Source organism: Saccharothrix saharensis (assembly GCF_006716745.1).
GTDB classification, from domain to species: Bacteria; Actinomycetota; Actinomycetes; order Mycobacteriales; family Pseudonocardiaceae; genus Actinosynnema; species Actinosynnema saharense.
Genome location: NZ_VFPP01000001.1, coordinates 689,919 through 710,974, shown reverse-complemented (window position 1 = coordinate 710,974; position 21,056 = coordinate 689,919). Strand labels below are relative to the sequence as shown.

Annotated in this window: 17 protein-coding genes; 9 read left to right on the top strand and 8 right to left on the bottom strand. The window is 73.2% G+C overall.

Going from position 1 to position 21,056, the window contains the following annotated elements; genetic code table 11:
• Positions 1-174: 174 nt before the first annotated feature.
• The 4 genes from hisG (at position 175) to FHX81_RS02570 (ending at position 3,572) form a co-directional block, all read left to right on the top strand.
• Positions 175-1,038 carry an ATP phosphoribosyltransferase gene (gene hisG / locus FHX81_RS02585; protein ID WP_141975024.1) on the top strand — a complete coding sequence of 288 codons (864 nt, stop codon included), beginning with the start codon at positions 175-177 and terminating at the stop codon, positions 1,036-1,038.
• 185 nt (positions 1,039-1,223) lie between these two features.
• A complete protein-coding gene (locus FHX81_RS02580; RefSeq protein WP_141975023.1) occupies positions 1,224-1,772 on the top strand; it encodes an NADPH-dependent FMN reductase in 549 nt (182 codons plus the stop codon).
• A 13-nt stretch (positions 1,773-1,785) separates the two neighbouring features.
• Complete coding sequence (locus FHX81_RS02575) at positions 1,786-2,733, top strand: ATP-binding cassette domain-containing protein (protein WP_141975022.1); 948 nt, start codon at positions 1,786-1,788, stop codon at positions 2,731-2,733.
• A complete protein-coding gene (locus tag FHX81_RS02570) occupies positions 2,730-3,572 on the top strand; it encodes an ABC transporter permease (RefSeq protein WP_141975021.1) in 843 nt (280 codons plus the stop codon). The genes FHX81_RS02575 and FHX81_RS02570 overlap by 4 nt, the downstream gene beginning before the upstream one ends.
• Here FHX81_RS02570 and FHX81_RS02565 read toward each other — a convergent pair.
• Both FHX81_RS02565 and FHX81_RS02560 read right to left on the bottom strand, forming a co-directional pair.
• Positions 3,557-6,460: an ATP-binding protein gene (locus tag FHX81_RS02565; RefSeq protein WP_141975020.1), complete on the bottom strand. Its 2,904-nt coding sequence runs from the start codon at positions 6,458-6,460 to the stop codon at positions 3,557-3,559. The two genes, FHX81_RS02570 and FHX81_RS02565, sit on opposite strands and share 16 nt — an antisense overlap.
• Positions 6,461-6,523: 63 nt before the next feature.
• A complete protein-coding gene (locus FHX81_RS02560) occupies positions 6,524-7,114 on the bottom strand; it encodes a TetR/AcrR family transcriptional regulator (RefSeq protein ID WP_141975019.1) in 591 nt (196 codons plus the stop codon).
• Positions 7,115-7,193: 79 nt separating this feature from the next.
• Between FHX81_RS02560 and FHX81_RS02555 the strand changes: the two genes are divergently transcribed.
• On the top strand, positions 7,194-8,087 hold the full coding sequence (locus tag FHX81_RS02555; RefSeq protein ID WP_141975018.1) for an SDR family NAD(P)-dependent oxidoreductase: 894 nt from the start codon (positions 7,194-7,196) through the stop codon (positions 8,085-8,087).
• Between the two features lie 46 nt (positions 8,088-8,133).
• Here FHX81_RS02555 and FHX81_RS02550 read toward each other — a convergent pair whose 3' ends face one another.
• Positions 8,134-8,352 carry a hypothetical protein gene (locus FHX81_RS02550; RefSeq protein ID WP_141975017.1) on the bottom strand — a complete coding sequence of 73 codons (219 nt, stop codon included), beginning with the start codon at positions 8,350-8,352 and terminating at the stop codon, positions 8,134-8,136.
• 332 nt (positions 8,353-8,684) lie between these two features.
• Here FHX81_RS02550 and FHX81_RS02545 point away from each other — a divergent pair, with 332 nt between their 5' ends.
• Positions 8,685-10,757 (top strand): glycosyl hydrolase, encoded by a 2,073-nt coding sequence (locus FHX81_RS02545; protein ID WP_170231901.1) that lies wholly within the window; start codon positions 8,685-8,687, stop codon positions 10,755-10,757.
• Here FHX81_RS02545 and FHX81_RS02540 read toward each other — a convergent pair.
• Together FHX81_RS02540 and FHX81_RS02535 are read right to left on the bottom strand one after the other, a co-directional pair.
• The gene (locus tag FHX81_RS02540; RefSeq protein WP_141975015.1) at positions 10,747-12,873 is read right to left on the bottom strand and encodes a putative bifunctional diguanylate cyclase/phosphodiesterase; all 2,127 of its coding nucleotides are present in this window, start codon (positions 12,871-12,873) and stop codon (positions 10,747-10,749) included. The two genes, FHX81_RS02545 and FHX81_RS02540, sit on opposite strands and share 11 nt — an antisense overlap.
• Positions 12,870-13,715, bottom strand: coding sequence for an SAM-dependent methyltransferase (locus FHX81_RS02535; protein ID WP_141975014.1), 846 nt, complete (start codon positions 13,713-13,715; stop codon positions 12,870-12,872). Before FHX81_RS02535 ends, FHX81_RS02540 begins: the two co-directional genes overlap by 4 nt.
• Before the next feature lie 152 nt (positions 13,716-13,867).
• Here FHX81_RS02535 and FHX81_RS02530 point away from each other — a divergent pair, with 152 nt between their 5' ends.
• On the top strand, positions 13,868-14,998 hold the full coding sequence (locus FHX81_RS02530) for a cytochrome P450 (protein WP_141975013.1): 1,131 nt from the start codon (positions 13,868-13,870) through the stop codon (positions 14,996-14,998).
• 18 nt (positions 14,999-15,016) lie between these two features.
• Positions 15,017-16,015 (top strand): alpha/beta hydrolase, encoded by a 999-nt coding sequence (locus FHX81_RS02525; protein ID WP_141975012.1) that lies wholly within the window; start codon positions 15,017-15,019, stop codon positions 16,013-16,015.
• Between the two features lie 49 nt (positions 16,016-16,064).
• Here the strand turns inward: FHX81_RS02525 and FHX81_RS02520 are convergent, their stop codons facing one another.
• Positions 16,065-16,451 carry an ATP-binding protein gene (locus FHX81_RS02520; RefSeq protein ID WP_342787255.1) on the bottom strand — a complete coding sequence of 129 codons (387 nt, stop codon included), beginning with the start codon at positions 16,449-16,451 and terminating at the stop codon, positions 16,065-16,067.
• A 137-nt stretch (positions 16,452-16,588) separates the two neighbouring features.
• On the opposite strand from FHX81_RS02520, the gene FHX81_RS02515 reads away from it, so the two are divergent.
• Positions 16,589-17,425 carry an alpha/beta fold hydrolase gene (locus FHX81_RS02515; protein WP_141975010.1) on the top strand — a complete coding sequence of 279 codons (837 nt, stop codon included), beginning with the start codon at positions 16,589-16,591 and terminating at the stop codon, positions 17,423-17,425.
• On the opposite strand, the gene FHX81_RS02510 is transcribed toward FHX81_RS02515, so the two are convergent.
• Together FHX81_RS02510 and FHX81_RS40245 are read right to left on the bottom strand one after the other, a co-directional pair.
• Positions 17,379-20,255, bottom strand: a complete 2,877-nt coding sequence (locus tag FHX81_RS02510) for a DEAD/DEAH box helicase (RefSeq protein WP_170231900.1) — start codon at positions 20,253-20,255, stop codon at positions 17,379-17,381. The genes FHX81_RS02515 and FHX81_RS02510 overlap by 47 nt on opposite strands.
• An 86-nt stretch (positions 20,256-20,341) precedes the next feature.
• Positions 20,342-20,872 (bottom strand): hypothetical protein, encoded by a 531-nt coding sequence (locus FHX81_RS40245; protein ID WP_170231899.1) that lies wholly within the window; start codon positions 20,870-20,872, stop codon positions 20,342-20,344.
• Positions 20,873-21,056: the final 184 nt, after the last annotated feature.

Below are 21,056 nucleotides of genomic sequence, written 5' to 3'. Positions count from 1 at the left end.
GCGTTTGACTGTCGGCGTTTAATGCGTTAAATAGGCTCCTCGGGTACCCGGTGTTCACGTGGTGGGAACCACGGACGGGTGACGTCGGCGCCACACCGCGTGGTTTCCACACCGTGGGACACCTGGGCATACCCGAGACGGGGTCACGCGTCCGCGTGTGGGAGACTGCGCGCCATGGCTCCTCTTCGCTTCGCCCTGCCCAACAAGGGCTCGTTGAGTGCTCCCGCGGCGCAAATGCTGGCCGAAGCGGGTTACCGGGTGAACAGGTCCGGCCGTGAGCTGATCGTGGCGGACCCGGCAAATGATGTGCAGTTCTTTTTCCTGCGTCCCCGCGACATCGCGGTGTACGTGGGCGAGGGGTCGTTGGACGTCGGCATCACCGGTCGTGATCTGCTGCTCGATTCCACCGTGTCGGCGAAGGAAATCCTGCCGCTCGGCTTCGGCCGGGCGTCGTTCTACTTCGCGTCCAGGCCCGGCGGCATCCACGACGCCGCGGGCCTGGAGGGCAAGCGGATCGCGACCAGCTACCCGAACCTGGTCGAGCACCACCTGTCCGACCTCGGCATCAAGGCGCACCTCGTGCGGCTCGACGGCGCGGTGGAGACCGCCGTGGAGCTGGGCGTGGCCGACGCCATCGCCGACGTGGTGGAAACCGGCATCACGCTGAAGACCTCCGGCCTGGAGACGTTCGGCTCGCCGATCCTCAAGTCCGAGGCCGTGCTGATCCAGGGCGACACCGTCGCCGACGCCCCGGACGCCGTGCGCGCGGTCGAGATCCTGCACCGCAGGCTGCAGGGCGTGCTGATCGCCCGCCGCTACGTGATCCTCGACTTCGACTGCCCCGTGGAGGCGCAGGAGGAGGCGTTCAAGCTGGTGCCGGGCATCGAGTCCCCGACGGTCTCGCCCCTGGCCCGCGAGGGCTGGGTCGCCGTCCGCTCGCTCGTGCCGCGCGACGACGCGCCGTTCATCATGGACGAGCTGTGGCGCGTGGGCGCCCGCGCGATCCTGGTCAGCTCCCTGGACACCTGCCGCATCTAGCAAGCCCACCCGGACTCCACGTTCCCGCACGTCAACGCGTGCGGTGACGTGGAGTTCGCCGTTGCGAGCGCCGAACTCACGCCTGGCGGACGGAGGACTCGCGCGCCGCGGACGCGGGACTCCCGCGGGTGCTAGATCCGGTCTGGCGGGGGATCTCGCGCCTCCTCGGTGAGAGGAGGTGGCCGATGCAGCGGTCGCGCATCGCGGTGATCGTCGGCAGCACCAGGGAGGGACGTGTCGGCGACGGCGTCGGCCGGTGGGTCGCCGACGTCGCGGCCCGACGCGCCGACGTCGAACCGGTCGTGCTCGACCTGGCCGACTACGACTTCCCACCGTGCTACCCGAGCCGACCGACCCCGGAGATCCGGCGGTTCACCGGCCAGGTCGCCGACGCGGACGGGTTCGTCGTCGTCACGCCCGAGTACAACCGCAGCTTCCCGGCCTCGCTCAAGCAGGCCATCGACTACGCCTACGACGAGTGGCACGCCAAGCCGGCCGGGTTCGTCTCCTACGGCTACCGGTCCGAGGGCTTCCACGCCGTCGAACACCTCCGCTCAGTTTTCACCGAGTTGCACGTCATGACAGTGCGGACGAACGTCGGCGTCAACCTGCTCGCCGACGAGCCGCTCGACACCGAGCACCGCCGCCGCGCCGCGGACGCGATGTTCGACCAGCTCACCTGGTGGGCGTCGGCCCTGAAAGATGCCCGCACCCGACGCCCGTACGTCTCCTAGGGGAAGGAATTCCATGAACGCCATCGAAACGTCGGGCCTGGTCAAGGTCTTCGGCGACACCCGAGCGGTGGACGGCGTCGACCTGACCGTGCCCGCCGGGACGGTGTACGGCCTGCTCGGCCCGAACGGCGCGGGCAAGACGACGACGGTCCGCATGCTCGCCACCCTGCTGCGCCCGGACGGCGGCGAAGCGCGGGTGTTCGGCCACGACGTGCGCGCCGACCCGAACGCGGTCCGCCGACTGGTCAGCCTCACCGGTCAGTACGCCTCCGTGGACGAGGACCTGACCGGCACCGAGAACCTGATCCTGCTGGCCAGGCTCCTGGGCCACACCCGCGTCCACGCCCGGGCCCGCGCCGCGCAACTGCTCGAGGCGTTCGGCCTCACCGACGCCGCCGCCAAGCAGGTCAAGCACTACTCGGGCGGCATGCGGCGGCGGCTGGACATCGCGGCCAGCATCCTCAACACGCCGAAGCTGCTGTTCCTGGACGAGCCGACCACCGGCCTCGACCCGCGCAGCCGCAACCAGGTCTGGGACATCGTCCGCGCGGTCGTCGCGCACGGCACCACCGTGCTGCTGACCACGCAGTACCTGGACGAGGCCGACCAGCTCGCGTCCCGCATCGCGGTGATCGACCACGGCAAGGTCATCGCCGAGGGCACCAAGGGCGAGCTGAAGGCGTCCGTCGGCGTCGGCGCGGTGCACCTGCGACTGCGTGACGCCGACCAGCGCCCCCACGCCCAGCAGGTCCTGGCCCGCGCCCTGGCGACGGACGTGCAGCTCGACCACGACCCGGTCGCCCTGACCGCGCGGCTGTCCGGCCGGGCCACCGAACAGGCCGCCGAGGCGTTGGCCCAGCTCGCCCGCGAGGGCATCACCGTCGACACGTTCTCCCTCGGCCAGCCCAGCCTGGACGAGGTCTTCCTGGCCCTCACCGACAAGAAGGAGGCGGCGGCGTGACCGTCACCAAGGAAGTCGAGCTCCTGCCCGCGCCCAAGGCGGAGGACTTGGCGGCGGTGCTGCTGGAGACCGAGCAGCCGCGCCGTCCCAGCGCGCTCTCGGCGTCGCTCACGTTCGGCTGGCGCGCCGTGCTCAAGATCAAGCACGTGCCGGAGCAGCTGTTCGACGTCACCGCGTTCCCGATCATGATGATCCTGATGTTCACCTACCTGTTCGGCGGCGCGCTGGCCGGGTCACCGGGGGAGTACATCCAGTACCTGCTGCCCGGCATCACGGTGACCAGCGTCGTCATGATCACGATGTACACGGGCGTCGCGGTGAACACCGACATCGAGAAGGGCGTCTTCGACCGGTTCCGCACGCTGCCGATCTGGCGTCCCGCGCCGATGGTCGGCTACATCCTCGGCGACCTGCTGCGGTACGTGCTGGCGTCCACCGTGATCATGGTCGTCGGCCTGGTCCTCGGGTTCCGGCCGGACGGCGGGTTCGTCGGCGTCGTGCTCGGCGTGGCGGTGCTGGTGGCGTTCTCGTTCGCGTTCTCCTGGATCTGGACGATGTTCGGCCTGCTGATGCGCAGCGAGAAGTCCGTGATGGGCATCAGCATGCTGGTCCTGTTCCCGCTGACGTTCCTGTCCAACGTCTACGTCGACCCGGCGACGATGCCGAGCTGGCTGCAGCCGTTCGTCAACGTCAACCCGATCAGCAAGCTGGTCGAGGCGGTCCGCGCCCTCATGGCCGGTGGCGTCGACCAGGACGCCCTGCTCTGGACCCTCGGCTACGTGATCGTCTTCACCGCCGTCTTCGGCGCCTGGACGATGCGCCTCTACAACCGCAAGTGACCTGAGTAGACGCACGTCGCCCCGGTCGACACGGTCTCCCGCAGGTGGGCCGCGAGACCGGGGTGGCGTCCGTCCAGCTTCCGCAACGCGTCCCGGATCCGCGCGGTCACCGCCTTGCGGGCCCGTTCCGCGTCATCACCGAGCCTGCGCGTGCGCCCCGCCAACCCCGCCGCGGCACGCAGCTCGTCGAGCAGCGCGGCGCGTTCCCGATCCAGGGCCGCCGCCCGCTCGTCGTCGACCGCGTGGTCGATCTCCTCGTCCAACCGCGCCAGCCTGCGCCGGTACCTCGCCTTCGCCTCGTCGTCCAGCACCGGGTCGCCACCCAACCGGGCCGACGCCACCGCCTCCGGCGCGAGCAACGCCACCGCCGCCACCGGCTCACCCGGGCTGCTCACCAGCACGTGCAGGTCGCGCAACCCCTTCGAATCCGGCATCCGCACGGTCACCCCGTCGTACGACAACGCCCACACGTCGCCGTCACGCCGGAACTCGACGTCCCGCACCACCGTCGGCGCGGGCACGTCCGCCAGGTAGCGCCGCGCCCGCTCCGCCCACGGCCGCGCCCGCATCCGCTCGGCCGACCGCTGCGCCGCCCCGAGCTCCTCGACCGCCTCCTCGTACCGGTCGAGCGCCAGGTCCACCACGCCGAGCCACAGGTCGACCGGCCCGCTCACGTCGCACCCGTACAGCGACACCAACCACTTCCCCCGGTGCGGCGCCAACCGCTCCCGCACCCGCACGGCCAACTCCCGATCACCCGCCGCGTGCGCGAACTGCGCCAGGAACCGCAACCACAACGGCTCGAACGCCGGCTGGTGGCGGTCGTCCTCGACGTGCAACCGCGCGGTCGCCACGTCACCCCGTTCCAGTGCCGCGATCCCCGCGAGCAACCCGGGGAACGGGTGGCTGCTCGCCAGGATCTCGGGCGCCAACGCGTCCACCGCGGCGAACTCGCCCCGCATCACCAGGAACGCCCACCGCAGGTGCAGGTACATCATCCGGAACCCGGCGTGGCTGCTCGCGCCCATCTCCGTCGCCTTGGCCAGCAACGCCTCCGCCTCGGCGAACCGCCCCTGCATCGCCGCGATGATCGACTGGTCGATGGCCGCCGAGAAGTGGAACCGGGTCATGCCCAGCCGCTCCGACAACGCGACGAACGCGTGCACCTGGTCGATGTACCGCGGATCGCCGAGCTCGACGAGCGCCACCCACCGGAACGACGTGGCGAAGTGCTCGACCGTGTGCGAGCCGCTGCGCCGCGACACGCTGATGAGCTCATCGGTCAACGCCAACCGCTGGTCGGCGTTCCCGATGCCCATCGTGGTGTCGTGCACCGCCCACAGCCCGGAGACCAGCGCGTCGTCGTCACCGCCACCCCGCGCCGCCTCGGTCGCGTGCAGGCTCATCTCCCGCGCCAACACCTCCGTCGGCACGTCCGGCGGCGGCCCGATCAACCTGCCGTACGCCTCCCGCACCAACCCGCCGGCGCGCCCCTCGTCCTCCGCGAACCGGTACACCGCCAACGCGACCTGCGCGAAAGGACCGGGATCGGCCACCTCCCGCGCCTGCGCCGCCGCCTCCTCGAAGATGCGGCGCGCCTCGACGGGCTCCGCGCAGTGGTACAACTCGTTGCCCAACTCCAACGCCACCGCGATCCGCCGCCTGCCCTCGGCCCGTTCCAACGCCCGTCGGTAGTGCCCCGCGGCCTCCTCGACCGCCATCCGCCGACTGGCATCCCGCGCCGCCGCCACGATCAGGTCCACCGCGCGATCGGCGGCCACCCTCCCACCGGCCAGGTACGCGTGCCGAGCCAGGTCCGCCGGCAACACGTGCTCGGCCAACTCCCCGTCCAACGCGCACACCACCGCCGCGTGCCGCTCGTCCACATCCGACAACGCCGCGTACAACGTCTCGCGCACCAGGTCGTGCGCGAACGAGAACCGCCCCCCGCCCGACCCCAGCACCAACCGGGCCTGCGCCGCCTGGTCGAGCAACCGGTCCACCACCGGCACGGGCAACGACGCCGTCGCCGCCAACACCTTCCGGTGGAACTCCCGCCCCAGCACGGCCGCGGTGGTCAACAACCCGCCCACCTGCCCCGGCAGCAACGACAACCGACGCCGCAACGCGTCGCGCACGCCCGGCGCGACCGCTGTCACCGGCCCGCCACCGTGCCAGAGCCGAGCGGTCTGCTCCACGAAGAACGGGTTGCCGCCGGTCCGCCGGTGCACCTCGGCCACCAGCCCCGCCGCCGGCTCGCGGCCCGCCGTCCGCGCCATCAACTCGCCGACCTCATCCGACGACAACCCCGCCAACGCCACCGTCGCCGCACGGCTGAGCAACGGCCGCAACGGGTGCTCCTCCCCGTCCACCTCGTTGTCGCGATACGTCCCGACCAGCAACACCCGCTCGAACCACGTGTGCTGCGCCGCGAACTCCAACAACTTCACCGACGCCGGGTCCGCCCAGTGCAAGTCCTCCAGCACGACGACCACCAACCGGTGGCGTGACGCCGACACCAACGCCGACGTCACCGCGTCGTACAGCGGAAAGCTCTCCGGCGTGTGCTCCGACGGCGCCTCGCCCAGCAGCACGGCCAACGGTCCCGAACCGACCTCGCCCCACTCCTCGGCGGTCACCGCCCGCCGCAACGCCCGGATCACCTGCACCCAGGGCCAGTACCCCGGCGCGCTGTCGGAGTCCCAACAGGACCCCCCGAGCACCAGCGCCCCCAACCGCCGCGCCTGCTCGGCCACCGCCGTCACCAACGCCGTCTTGCCGATCCCCGCCTCACCGGCCACCAACACCAACCCGCCATGACTCCCCACCGCACGCTCGACCTCCGCGCGCAGCACCCCCACTGCATGATCACGTCCGATGAGTTTCATGGCAGCTGAAACCTAACCCATCACCCCGACACGAACCGCCCGATCCACCCCACCCCTGTGCCCTCACCCCTCCGCCCCCAACTCACTCAAGCGCCCGAACGCCGCATCCACCGCCCCCGCCAACAGGTCCGGATCCCCGTCCGCCAACGCGTTCCCCGCCGCGTAGCAGGCCAACGCGATCTGCGGGGCCAACACCGCCACCTCCGCCGACGCCCCGCGCTCCACCAGCGCGGCCCGCAGCATCTCCCCGAGCCTGGCGAACTTCCGCGCCGCCCGGTCCCGCAACTCCGGGTTCTCCCGCAGCAACCGCTCATGCGCCCGGTAGTGCTCGCCATCCGCCGTCAGCTCTCGGCACAAGCCCACCGCGACCTCGCGCAACTGCGCCACCGCACCCGCGAGATCGGTCACGGCAGGCAACGCCCGGTGCCGCTCGGTCACCCCCTCCACGATCGCCTGCTCGTCCGAGAAGACGACTTCCTGCTTGTCCCCGAAGTACCGGAAGAACGTCGTCCGCCCCACCTCGGCGCGCTCGGCGATGTCGGTGACCGTCACCGCCGCGAACCCGCGCTCGGCGAACAGCTCGAACGCCGCCTCCACGATCTGCTCCCGCGCTCGCTGCTGCTTGAGCTCTCGCAGCGGCACCCGTTCCGACATGCCCAGAGCATAGCGTCCCGGCATCAAGTCCTATACGGTACTGAGTACCACTTAGAACTCAATGCCAGCGGAGGCTGCCATGGGCACGACCTTGATGACCGGCGCGAGCCGAGGCCTCGGCCGCCACGCCGCCGAACACCTCCTGCGCCACCACCCCGACTGCCACCTGCTCGTGTTCAACCGCCGCGCCGGCCTCGCCGCCGAACTGGCCGCCGCCACCGGCAACCCCAACGTCTCCGAGGTGATCTGCGACCTGGCGTCGTTCGGCGACATCCGCCGCGCCGCCGCCGAGGTGGACCGGCCGCTGGACGGCTTCCTGGGCAACGCGGCCCTGCAGATGGCGACCACCCGCAAGCTGACCGCCGACGGCGTCGAGATGACGTTCGGCGTGAACGTGCTGGCCTACCACCTGCTGCTGAACCTGCTCCGACCGCGCTTCACCAATCCGGCGCGCATCATCGTCGTCGGCAGCGACGTGCACGACAGCGCGCACAACAGCATGGGCCTGATCCCGCCACCGCGCTGGGACGACCCGCGCGAGCTGGCCAAGCCGGGGGAGGGCACCGCGAAGGCGGGCCGACGCGCGTACGCCACCAGCAAGCTCGGCGTGGTCTACCTCGTCCACGCGCTCCGGCGCCGCCTGCCCGACGGCGTGGACGTCTACTCCTACAACCCCGGCCTGGTGCCCGACACGGAACTGTCCCGCGACGCCGGCCGGCTGGGCCGCGCCGTGTTCCGCGCCGTCGGCAGAGCCCTGGTCGCCCTCCCGGTCGCGACCACGGCGGTCAGGGCGGGCCGGCTGCTGGCGGAGACGATGGCGGGCCCCCGCCCCGGCGACAGCGGTTCCTACATCAGCCGGGGCGAGGTGATCCCGTCCTCTCCGGAGTCCTACGACGAGCGGCGCGAGGAGGAGCTGTGGACCGCCGCCACCGCGCTCACCGGCCTCAGCCGCACGCCACACCGTTCAGCGTGAACCCGCTGGGCGCCCGACGACGACCCGGTGGCCCGATACCCGACCGTCACGCTCTGCCGGGCGCGAGGTTCCAGCCGCTGGTCGCCGCCACCCCGGCCCGTTGTCCTGCGACGTCGTGGTCGTCGTGGTCCCCCGGGTGGCTGCCCCGGATCGGCAACTCCGCCGCGTCCCGCTCGGACCGGTTCGGGTCCTGCGAGAGGTCGTCCGGCACATTCCGGTACCCGCTCACCGTCGCGTGGCCGACGTCGCCCGACACCGTGCCCATCCGGCCGGTCCTGCGGCGGCAGTCCGCTGCCCGACGAGCAGGTGCCGTAGTGGCAGCCCCGTAGGTCGACGGGTAGCCGACCGGCGCGCCGTTGGTCGGGAGGTCGACGGTGGTCGCGGCGGAGGCCTGCGGCGGGCTGACGGGTGACCGCCAGGCCGGCCACCACGCCGGCGACGGCCAGTCCCGGCGCGGCCGATCGGGGAACTCGTGGAGGCGTCGACGAACAACTCCTTTGTTGTGCGTGTCCTGCGGCCTATGCTCGCTGGGAGCGCTCCCAGACACGGGGGACGAGGCCGGCGCCCAGACCAACGACGGTGAAGGGACCAGACGACGTGAGGTTGTTGCTGCTCGTCTCCCTGATAGCCCTGACCCTCACCCCACCGGCCACCGCTTCCCCGGCGGCCTGGATCGAGGCCGAGACCGGCACCCTCACCGGCACCACCGTCGACACGGCCACCGAGGGCTTCTCCGGCACCGGCTACGTGACCGGGTTCGACGAGCCCACCGACAGCCTGACCATCACGATCCCCGACAGCCCCGGCGGCCTGCACGACCTCACCATCCGCTACGCCGCCCCCCACGGTCCCAAGCAGACCGCGGTCTCCCTCAACGGCACCTCGATCGGCGAAGCGGCCCTGGCCGCGAGTGCCACCTTCACCGAGGCGACGGGCGTGAAGCTGGCGCTGGCCGAGGGCGACAACACGCTCACCTTCACCACCGCCTGGGGCTGGTACCTGATCGACGCGATCAAGGTGACCCCGAGCGCGCCTCCCGCGCCGGGCGTCCACGAAGCCGAGGACGGCGTGCTCGACGGCACCGTGGTCGAGTCGAGCGTCGCGGGCTTCTCCGGCCGCGGTTACGTGGCCGGCTTCGACACCGGCACGGACCGCGTCACGATCACCATCCCGGACAGCCCCGGCGGCCTGCACGACCTCACCATCCTCTACGCCACCCCGTACGGCGCGAAAACGGCCTCGCTCTCGCTCAACGGCGCGGGCCTGGGCGACGTCCAGTTCCCCGAGCACCCCACCTTCACGTCCATCCCGGCGGGCAAGGTCCTGCTCCGCGGCGGCGACAACACCGTCACCATCACCAACAACTGGGGCTGGTACCTGATCGACGCGATCAAGGTGACCCCGAGCGCGCCGCGCGCTCCGCACCAGGTGACGGGCGCGCTCACCGACCCGGCCGCGACCGCCGAGGCCAAGGGCCTGATGCGCTACCTGGCCGGCAACTACGGCACCACGATCCTGTCCGGCCAGCAGGACCAGGCGAGCATCGACTGGGTCGAGCAGAACACCGGCAAGGTCCCGGCCATCGGCGGCTACGACCTGATGGACTACTCGCCCAGCCGGGTGGAGCGGGGCACCGTCGGCCGCGACGTCGACCACGCGCTGGCCCACGACGCCCGCGGCGGCATCGTCACCCTGGCCTGGCACTGGAACGCGCCGTCCGGCCTGATCGACCAGCCGGGCAAGGAGTGGTGGCGCGGCTTCTACACCGACGCCACGACGTTCGACCTCGCCGCCGCGCTCGCGGACCCGACCTCGACCGACTACCGGCTCCTGATCCGCGACATGGACGCCATCGCCGTGCAGCTCAAGCGCCTGGCCGACGCCGAGGTCCCGGTGCTGTGGCGACCGCTGCACGAGGCCGAGGGCGGCTGGTTCTGGTGGGGCGCGAAGGGCCCCGAACCGGCCAAGGAGCTGTACCGGCTCCTGCACCAGCGGCTGGTCGGCCACCACGGCCTGCACAACCTGATCTGGGTGTGGAACTCCGTCTCACCCGACTGGTACCCCGGTGCCGACGTGGTCGACGTGGTCAGCATGGACTCCTACCCGCCGCAGGGCGACCACGGCCCGGTGATCGGACCGTACGAGCGCCTGGTGGAGCTGGGCGGCGACCGCAAGCTGGTCGCGCTGGGCGAGGTCGGCTCCATCCCGGACCCGGACCTGGTGCGCGCCTACGAAGCCCGCTGGTCGTGGTTCGTCACCTGGTCCGGCTCGTTCATCCAGGACGGCGTGGTGAACCCGCGCGACTTCGTGCAGCGCGTCTACGACCACACCGATGTCATCACGCTCGACGAGCTGCCCGACTTCAAGGAGACCCCGGGCGACTGCACCGCGACCATGCGCGTCATCGCGCAGTGGGGCACCGGCTACCACGTCGAGATCACGGTGCGGCACCAGGAGAACTCGCCGTCCGCGGGCTGGCGGGTGACCTGGCCGTTCGCGGACGACCGGATCCGGCACGCCTGGGGCGCGACCATCACCACCGACGGCACGACCGCGACGGCGAAGAACGTCTCGTGGAACGCGGCCGTCAAGCCGGGGGAGAGCACCACCTTCGGCTACCTCGCCAGTGGCTCCCCGACAGCGCCTGCCTTGACTTGCGCTATCGGGTGATCACGTCCGGTGGACCGGCGGGAGCGAACAGGGGACCGGACGCGGTGTCCGCACCCACCTCCCGCCACCACCGGGCTTGTTCCGGTGTCGTGACGCCGGCCGCGGTCACACCGATGCCGGCGTCACGCACCACGCCCAACACCCCGGCCAACACCCGCGCCACCGCCGACCCGGGCCGCGCCGCGGGGGACTGGGCCACCCGCACCGCCCGCACCGGCACGCCGTCGAGCAGCCGCGCCACGTCGTCCGGCGCGGCGGTGAAGTCCTCCACCTCGATCCCCACCCGCTCCTCGGCGAGGTACCCCAGGTTGTCGACCGCCTCACCCCTCGCCCCGAACGGCGCCCGCCCGGACCGCCCTCGACCGAACAGCGCCTGAGCGGGCACCCCGAGCCGCAGCGACGCCGCCGGCAACCCCGTGTCGGACAACGCCTCGCGCACCACACCGTGCAGGTCCGGGTCCGCCGCCTGGCTCGGCGTCAACGCCCACCGCACCGGCACGTCACGGCCCGCCTCCCGCCACGACCGGGCCTGCTCGCACGCCACCCGCAGGGCCCACCCGCCCAACGGCACGACCAGCCCGGTCTCCTCGGCCGGCGCCAGGCACTGCTCGTGCGGCAGCGCGCCCAACGCCGGGTGGTCCCACCGCAGCACTGCCTCGGCCGACTCCACCCGGCCGTCCGAGAGCCGCACCACCGGCCGGTACAGCACCCGGATCGAGCCGTTCTCCCACGCGCCCGGCATGGTCGCGGCCAGGGTGAACGCGTGCCGGTCGCGCTCGTCCCGCGCCGGATCGGACAGCTCCCACTGCCTGCGCCCGTTGCCGGCGGCCCGCCGCAGCGCCAGGTCGGCCGAGTCGAGCACGTCCGACGGCGTCGCGTCGCGCGGCGGCCGGTGCACCACGCCGATCGTCGCCGACACCGCCAGCCGCTTCCCGCCGGCGTGGAACGGCACGGCCAGCAGGTCGTTGATCCGCCGCACCAGGGTGACCACGTCAGGCGTCGTCGGGGAGTTCTCGACCAGGACCGCGAACTCGTCGTGCCCGAACCGGGCCACCATCGCGTTCTCCTCGGCCACGACCGCTTCCAGCCGGCCGGCCACGACCTTGAGCACGTGGTCGCCGACCGCGCGGCCGAGGCCGCCGGTGACGCGGGAGAAGCCGTCGAGGTCGAGGTGGAACACGGTGACGCCGGCGCCGGGCTCGGCCGTGCGCAGCGCCTGCTCCAACCTGCTGGTGAAGTACTGGCGGTTGGGCAGCCGGGTCAGCACGTCGTGCAGCGCCTGGTGGTTGAGCTGGCCCTGCAGCAGGTTGACGTCGGTGGCGTCCTCGGCGAGCACGATCACCTGGGGACGGCCTTCGAGCCGGCGCAGCGGGGACAGGGTCAGCACGACCCAGGCCGGTTCGCCGTCGGCGCGCAGCAGTTGGCGCGGCTGGGTCGTCGAACCCGTGCCACCGTCGACCAGTCGCGCGAAGTCGACCCGCAACGCCACCCTCTCGTCGGGGTGCGCCAGGTCGAACAACGACGACCCGGCCAGGTCCTCGGGCATGCGGTCCACGATCCGGGCCAACGCGCCGTTCGACCGCACCAGCACGCCGTCCTCGTCGGCGGTCGCGATGCCGGTCGACAGGTGGTGCTCCAGCAGCTCGAACCTGGACTCGGCGTACTGCAGCTCCACCTGAGCCTCGCGCATGGCCTTGTAGAGCGACCGGCCCAACTGCTCCTGCTGCGCCAGCACGGACGCGCGGGCCCGGTCGGCGAACCCGGCGGCGAGCGAGGCGACCACGTCGACCACGCGCTCGCGCAGCCGGTCCGGCGGCGCGAGCGCGGGCATGCCGAACAGACCCTTGCCGACGACCTCCAACGACAGCTGCAACGCCTCGGCCGTGGTGCAGTTCAGGTCGACCAGGGCGTCGCCGACCTCGCGGCCGGCCCGCTGCGCCAACGACTCGCTCGCCACGCCCGCGCACAGCCGCTCGACCAGGCCGAGCAGCCGTCGTTCGAGCTCCGCGCTGCCGAGCGGCACGAACGTCCGGGAGCTGAGCAGGTAGGCCCACTTCTTGGCGAGCTTGGTGCGGGCCCGCACCCCGTCCGCGTCCTGGGGGAGCGCAGCGGTCACGAACGGCCTCCGGTCACCGGCCCGCGACCCGGTTTCCGGCCCACGCCCGCCCACACCTGGGTGTTGTCCTCCGCCCGGTCGGCGATGTCGCCCGCACCGCCGGGCCGCCACAGCGCGTGCCCCACCACGCCCGGCGGGACCAGGTCGTAGCCGTCGAACAGCCCGGTCACCTCGGCGTGCGTGCGGTACACGAGGTTGTCCTTCGACCTGCTCTCCCGCACGGTGTCGGCGGCACGGCGCATGGTGTCGGCGCGGTTGTCGGCGGTGGCGTGCGAGATCACCACGAAGCTTCCCGGCGCCAGCCGGTCGCGGTAGCGGGCCAGCAGCCGTCCCGGATCCTCCTCCGGCCGCACGAAGTGCACGACCAGCAGCAGCAACAACCCGACCGGCTCGTCGAAGTCCAGCAGCCGGGTCACCTCGGGCCGGCCCAGCACGTCGTCCGGCTCGCGCAGGTCCGCCTGGACCGCCGCGCTGTCCGGGTCGCCGGCCAGCAGCAGCCGGCCGTGCGCGGTCGCCACCGGGTCCTTGTCGACGTAGACCACCCGGCAGCCGGACGTCACCTCCTGCGCGATCTCGTGCACGTTGCCCGCCGTCGGGATGCCCGAGCCGATGTCGAGGAACTGCCGCACCCCGCGCTCGGCCAGGTAGGTGACCGCGCGGCGGAGGAAGGACCGGTTCAGCCGGACCAGGTCGCGCGCGCCGGGCAGGACCTGGAGCATCTTCTCGCCCATCGCCCGGTCGACGGCGAGGTTGTGCGCGCCGCCGAGCAGGTAGTCGTAGGTCCGGGCCACGCTCGGCACGGTGGTGTCGATGCCGTCGGGCACCCAGTCCAGGTCGCTCATCGGGGCGCTCCGGGTGTTTATCGCGGATCGGGTCGGAGATGGGCGGACCAGGACATACAACCGCCTTCGTGCGGTCGGCACCAGCGGATTCGACAACTTAACTCCAATGCGTGATCCCGTCCGGCTCCGAATGGCGCATAGAGTGCACGCCGATGACTCGCCGTCCGAAAACCGGGCACACCGGGAAAACCGAGCCGTCCACGGTTCCCGGTCGACCACCGCTGCTCGGCCACACCGCGGCCCTGTTGCGCCGACACCTCGCGTTCCGCGCTGACCTGCGCAAACGTGGCCCGGTCGCGCGGATCCACCTGGGCCCGCTGCCGCTGCACCTCGTCACCGCGGCCGAATTGGCGCACCAGGTGCTCACCGGCGAGACGGCCAAGTTCGACAAGGGCATCTCCGCCGACAAACTGCGTCGTGCGTTCGGCAACGGGCTGGTCGGCATCAACGGCGATTTCCACCGCCGACAACGCCGGATGATCCGACCCGCGTTCCACCGCCGTTCCCGCACCCGCTATTCGGAGACGATGACCGCACCGGCCGCCGACGTGGCGAATTCCCGGCGGGATGGACAAGTCCTGCGGCTGGACCGCGTGGTGCGGGACCCGGCGATCTCCGTGGTCGGCCGCACGGTGTTCTCCGCCGACTCCGAGTTGGCGGTGAGTGCTGAGATCCGGGCGCACCCGCCGACGTCGATCCGGCTCGGCGCGGTCCACGCGCTGTCGCCCGCGGGGCTCGAGAAGCCGCCCATCCCGGAGAACCGCCGCGTCGACCCGGCGGTCGCGCCCGTGCACCGGGTCGTGGACGACGTGCTCGTCGACCGTGCCGCCACGGTCGACGACCTGCGCCGGCCGCCGAACCCGCGGCGCGTGATCAGCGAGGTGCCTCGCCGCTACCCGCCGTGGCTCGTCCTGCGGCGCACCAACACGTCGGTGCCGCCGGCCGGCGTGCGGGTTCCCGCGGGCACGGAGGTCGGGTTCAGCGCGCACGCGCTGCACCACGACCCGCGCCACCACGACGACCCGGCGCGCTCCGACCCCGACCGCCGGCTCCCCGACCGCGCCGCCCTGCCCAAGGGGGCGTACGTGCCGTTCGCCGGCGGCCCGCACCACTGCCCGGGGCACGCGTTCGCGCACATCGGGATCGCGGTCGTGGCGGCCACCCCGGCCGCCCGCCGGCGGCTCGTGCCCGTGCCGGGCGTTCCCGTCCGACCCGGGGTGACCGGTCTGCTCGACCCGAACCGGCTGCCGATGACCGTTCTTTCCCGCCGTTGTGCCGCCTGACGATGGAGGTCGTCCTTCTTGCGTAACCCACTCGCCGCCGGGGTGGTGGCGTTGCTGCTGGCATCGCTGACGCCCGCGCCCGCCTCGGCCGCCGCCTCGTGCCGTGAGGTCGACGCGCCGGTGACGGTCCTCGGCCGCACCGAGGTCGTGCACGGCACGCTGTGCGTCCCGGCGCCCGGCGCCACCACCGTCCAGCTCCTCGTCCCCGGGTCGACCTACAACAGCTCCTACTGGGACTTCCCCGACGGCAGGCACTCGTTCCGCGCCGCGCAGAACGCCGCCGGCATCGCCACCTTCGCCGTCGACCGGCTCGGCACCGGGCGCAGCTCGAAGCCCCTCGCCGTGACGCTGACCGCGTTCGTCCAGGCCGACGCCCTGCACCAGGTCGTGCGGGGGCTGCGGTCGGGGGAGTACGGGCCGCGGTTCGGCCGGGTCGTGATCGGCGGGCACTCCCTCGGCGCGGCGATCAGCGCGGTCGAGGCGGCCACCTACCGGGACGTGGACGGCGTGCTGCTGACCGGCATGACGCACCGGGTGAACCCGGCCGGCGTGGCCGCGGCGTTCGCGAACTTCCGCCCGGCCAACCTCGACCCGAAGTTCGGCCTGCTGCACCCGCCCGGCTACCTGACCACCGCGCCCGGCACCCGGCACGCGAGCTTCCACGCGCCGGGCCCGCTCGTGCCGGACGTGGCGGAGCTGGAGGAGACCACGAAGGACGTGTTCTCGCCGACGGAGGCCGCCGACGGCCTGGGCGTGGCCGTGCTGCTGCCGTACACCCTGCTGATCGACGTGCCGGTGATGACCGCGGTCGGTTCGCGGGACGGCGCGGTGTGCGGCCTGCTCGCCACCGACTGCTCGACCGCGGCAACCCTGCACGCGGCCGAGTCGCCGTACTTCGGCGGCCCGCTGCGGGCCTACGTGCTGCCCGACTACGGGCACTCGATCAACCTCGCGCCCAACGCGCGGGACTACTACTCGGCGGTCTCCTCCTGGGTAGCGCGGGAGGTGGACCGCTGACCGGTGGTGCGGGGTCCGCACGCGCCGCGGACCCCGCACCACCGCGGCCTCACCCGGTGGGCACCTCGGCCCACACCACCTTGCGGTCCTCGTGGCGGTCGAACCCCCAGTGCACGGACAGCCGGTTGACCAGCAGCAGCCCGCTACCGGCGGCCGGGTCGTCCGGCCGGCCGAGCACGGGCAGCAGGCTGGGGCTGCGGTCCTCCACCTCGACCCGCACGACGCGCCGCTCGGCCACCCGCAGCAACCGCATCCGCCACGGCCCTTCGGCGTGCTGCCGGGCGTTGCCCACCAGCTCGGCGGCGATCAGGGCGAGGTCGGTGACCCTCCGCTCGTCCACCTCGTACCCGACCTGCCGCACCAGGGCGGCGATGTCGTCGGGTGTTCGGTCGCCGCCCAGCGCCAGGTCCAGCCCGTCGTCAGGCAGGTCCACCATGTTCACGGCACGCTCCTCCGGCACCCTGTTTGCTCAAGGCGCAGCCACGAGGTAACCGCTCGGCCGACCTGCCAAACCACGATTTCGATCTCTTTTTCGCGAGCTGTGCGGCACCGACCCGCTGTTAGGCTCGGCCCGTGGTGACGGAGATCGACATCCGCCTGGACGACGGTCGCGCGCTGCACGCGTACGACGCCGGTGAGGACGCCGGTGACCTGGCCGTCTTCTGGCACCACGGCACGCCGAACACCGGCGCGCCGCCCGCACCGCTCTTCCCCGCCGCGCGCCGGCTGGGCCTGCGCTGGGTGTCCTACGACCGCCCCGGCTACGGCGGGTCGACGCCGCGTCCCGGCCGGGACATCGCGTCCGCCGCCGGTTGCACCGAGGCGGTCGCCGACGCGTTGGGCATCGACCGGTTCGCCGTGGTCGGCCACTCCGGTGGCGCGCCACACGCCCTCGCGTGCGGCGCGTTGCTGCCGGGACGGGTGGTCGGCGTGGTCGGCGTGGCCGGGCTCGCGCCCTTCGAGGCGGACGGGCTCGACTGGTTCGCGGGCATGACGGCGTCCGGGGTGGCGTCGTTGCGCGCGGCGCACGCGGGACGTGCGGTCAAGGAGCGGTTCGAGGCGTCGGGCGTGGTGTACGACCCGGAGTTCACCGAGGCGGACCTCGCCGTGCTCGAGGGTGACTGGTCGTGGTTCACCGAGGTCGTCGGCCCGGCGGTGCAGGCGGGACCGGCCGCGCTGATCGACGACGACCTGGCCTACGTCAACCCGTGGGGTTTCGACCCGGCGGACGTGACGGTGCCGGTGCTGCTGCTGCACGGCGGCCGTGACCGGGTCGTGCCCGCTTCGCACGCCGAGTGGCTGGCCGGCCGGTGCCCCGCCGCGGAACTGAGGCTGTCGCCGGACGACGGCCACCTCTCGATCGTCAGGTCGGCTCCGGCCGCCCTGGACTGGCTGCGCGCCCGGGTGTGACCACCGGCGTGACCACCGCGGACCCGGCGGGTCGCGGCGCGAGTTCCTGCGCCAGCTCCACCGCGGCGCGCGCCGGGTCGTGTCCGAAGCGGCTCGGGAACGCGTCGTGCACCCGCCAGCCCGCGCCGCGCAGGGCACGCCACCGGGCCAGGTGCGCCGCCGTGCCGTCCGGGTGCGGTCGGGTGTCGACGGCCACCGCCGACGCACGGTCGCCCACCACCAGGTCGACCCGCCACCGGCCGACCGGGTAGCCGGTGCGCGGCGCCAGGCCGAGCGCGGCCAGCTCCGCCGCCAGCCGGGTGGTCCACTCGTCGGACGGCGCCACGCCCCCGGTCCCGGTCGGCGGCACCTCCGCGTGCCGCAGGTAGTCCGCGACGAGCCCGACCGGCCGCGCGGCCGACGTGATCACGTGCACCAGGCGTCGGGCCCTGGTCGTCAGCACGGCCAGCAGGGTGGGGTCGTTGGCGAAGCGCCAGGCGGCGGGTGGGTCGGCGTCGGTCAGCGCCAGGCTGATCACGACCTCGTCGAACTCCGAGCCCTGAACGCCGTGCACGGTGCCGACGCGCACCCCACCCGTGGTGATCTCGTCCAGGCTCAGCCGGTCGAGCAGGGCCTGTTCCACCGCGTCGGCCTGCGCCCGGAACGGCGTCACGACGCCGATCGAGCGGACGCCCGCGGCGATCCGGCGGCGCAGGTGGGCGAGCACCGCGTCCACCTCGACCGCGTTCACGCCCTTGTCGTCGCGCACGCCCTCGACGTGCTCGACGTCGATGCAGTCGGCGTCCGCGATCGACGGGTGCGTGGTGAGCAGCGAGATCCGGTCCTCGTAGAACCGGGTCGCGGCGAACCCGATCAGGTGCGGCGGGCAGCGGTGGTGCTCGGTGAGCCAGTGCACGTTAGCCGCCGCCGCGCCCGCGTCGAACAGGCTGACCTTCGGCACGTCGAGCCGGTCCGCCAGCGCCACCGTGCCCTCCGCGGTCACCGCCTCGCGCACGGCCTGCTCGCCGACGAACGACACGTGCCGCAGTTGGCGCGGGTCGCCGGCGATCACGACGCGCCTGCCGCGCAGCAGCGCGGGCGCGGCCAGCGGCTGGTCGACGTGGCTCGCCTCGTCGACCACCACCAGGTCGAACATGCCCGGCACGGCGGGCAGGATGTCCTCGACGTCGGCCAGCGTGCCCACCCACAGCGGCAGGGCCTGCACCAGGTGCTCGGTCGAGACGTCGGTCAACGCCCGCCGGCGCGCCGCCCGGCCCGACCGCAGCGCCGTCGCCAACGCGGCCACCGCCCGCCGGGGCCCCGCGCCGCGCCGGCTGACCGCCAGCACCGCCAGCCACGCGGCGACGGCGGCGTGCCCGCGTGCGTCCTCCTCGGCCAGCAGGCCGCGCAACGCCTCCAGCGACGTGCCGCCGTTCGCGGCGACGCGGATCTGCGCGGCGGACTGCTCGGCCGCCCGCACCGCCGCTTCCAGGTCCGGCACGTCGACGTCGTCCGCCGCGCCGGTCAGCCTCCGCGCCGTCCGCAGCGCCCACCGCGTGCGCAGCCCGCCGAACACGCCGTGGCGCGGGCGCAGCACCCCGTGCAACCGCTCGAAGTCCACGCCGTCGCCGAACGCGAGCGGCGCGACGGCGCGGTGGGCGGGCATCAACGCCTCGAACCGCACCGCCGCCTCGACCAGTTCCTCGTCCCGCAGCGCCGCGCCGACCGCGCGCTCGACCCGCGCCACCGCCGCGACGGCGCCGCGCCTGTTCCGGTCGAGCCGGTCCACCTCACCCTTGGCACTGGTGGCGGCCAGGCCGGTGCTCAGCTCCTGGGCCACCTTGTGCCGCAGCTCGGAGTCGCCGAACAGGACCGGCACCGGGCCTCCCGCGCGCCGCAACGCCTCGCCGAGCACGTCGGCGGCGTTGCGCGTGCGGCTGGCCAGCAGCACCGAACGACCGGACGCCACCGCGTCCAGCGCGATCGCCGCCACCGCGTGGGTCTTGCCGCTGCCCGGCGGCCCGCCGACCACGGTCACCGGCGCGGTGCGGGCCGCCACCACCGCCGCCCGCTGGCTCGGGCTCAACGGCACCGCGCCGGGCACCACGTCCTCACCGGTGGAGTCACCGGCCGTCGCGTCCTCGGCCGACGAGTACAGGGCCGACGAGTACAGGGCGGCCAACGCGGTCGCCTCCACGCCGGACCGGCGGGCCCACGTGCGGAGCGCCGCGCCGCGTTCGGTGCCGACCACCGGCTCGCCCGCGTGCAGCCCGGCCCCGGCCACCACGACCAGCTCGTCACCGCCGATCAGCGTCCGCGGGTCGTGCTCGGGCCCGAGCACCGGCACGTCGGCGAACCCGCTCGCCGCCAGCGTGGCCGCGATCCACTCCTCGCCCCTGTCCAACCGCGTTTCCAGCTCTGCGGCCTTGGACCGGTCGGCCGGCAGCGGGAACACCGCCACGTCACCGGCGACGTGGAACGCGTAGCTCCGCCCGACCGGGCGCAACCGGACCGGTCGTGACACCAGCGGCAGGCACACCCGCCGGCGCCGCCCGTCCACCGCCGTCGGTCCGCACAGGAACGCCCAGCCCAGCCGCAGCAGCCGGTCCTCCTGGTGCAGCGCGTCGAACGACGCCAACCGGTCGATGGCGCCGCGCCGGCCGGGGTGCGGTGTCCACGGCGCCGGTGTCCAGGCGGGTGGCTCCACGTCCGTGGTGAGCGTCCGCCACGCGGCCTCGTCGGCGCCCAACCACACGAGCCCGGCCGTCCTGGTCAGGTCGAGCCGCACCCGCTGCGGCTGCTCGGACGCGCTGAGCCGGGCCAGCGTGCGCAGCACTGCGGGAACGGTCACGGGCGAATCCTGCCACCCGGGTCCGACAGCGGACCGCGGATCGGGCGCACCGGAGGAAGCCGAACGGCGTCCTGCGGGGCGCGACTTCAGGCGCGGCCGTAGAGGCCGGGGTAGCCGGTACCGGCGAAGTGGTCGGCGAACGGGCGGATCGCGGTGGCGAGCCGGATCAGCGCGCCGTCGCGTTCCAGCGCCTGCTGGATCACGGGCCGGTGGCCGGGGTGCGCGCCGAGCACCACGATCACCTCGGCGACGTGCTCGGCCTTCACCGCCTCGCCGACCGGGGCCAGGCACTCGCGCACGGCCAGCGCGTCGGTGCGGGCGATGCGGCGGCCCAGGCCGGCCATCCGGACCGGGTCGGCGGCCAGCGCCGCGGTGAACCCGGCCACCGCGACCTCGTCCCGGGCCAGGTCGCCGAAGTCGGCGAGCAGCGCCAACGACAGCATCTCGTAGCCGGTGCGGAGCCGCTCGGCGCCGATCGAGTGGGTGTCGACGCGGAACGCCCGCACCAACCGCTCGGCCGCCGCCACGACGTCCCGCCGCCGGACGACGCCGTCGGCGTTGGAGTCGAACAACCGCAGCCGGCGCGTGAACCGCCCGACGAGGTCACCGTCCGGCATGAGGAACCTCAGTGCGATGCATGGCGCCCCCTGCACCGATGTTATCGGCCGTGGAGCACCGTTTTCACTGTCCGAAGGGATGAACGCGGCCCGGCGGCGCGATCCCCTCCCGGGTCCGCCCGGCGCGGTCGGGTAGGATCCCCGCCGGTGCGGCTCGGCCCGCCCCGCGACCGGTGTCGACGAC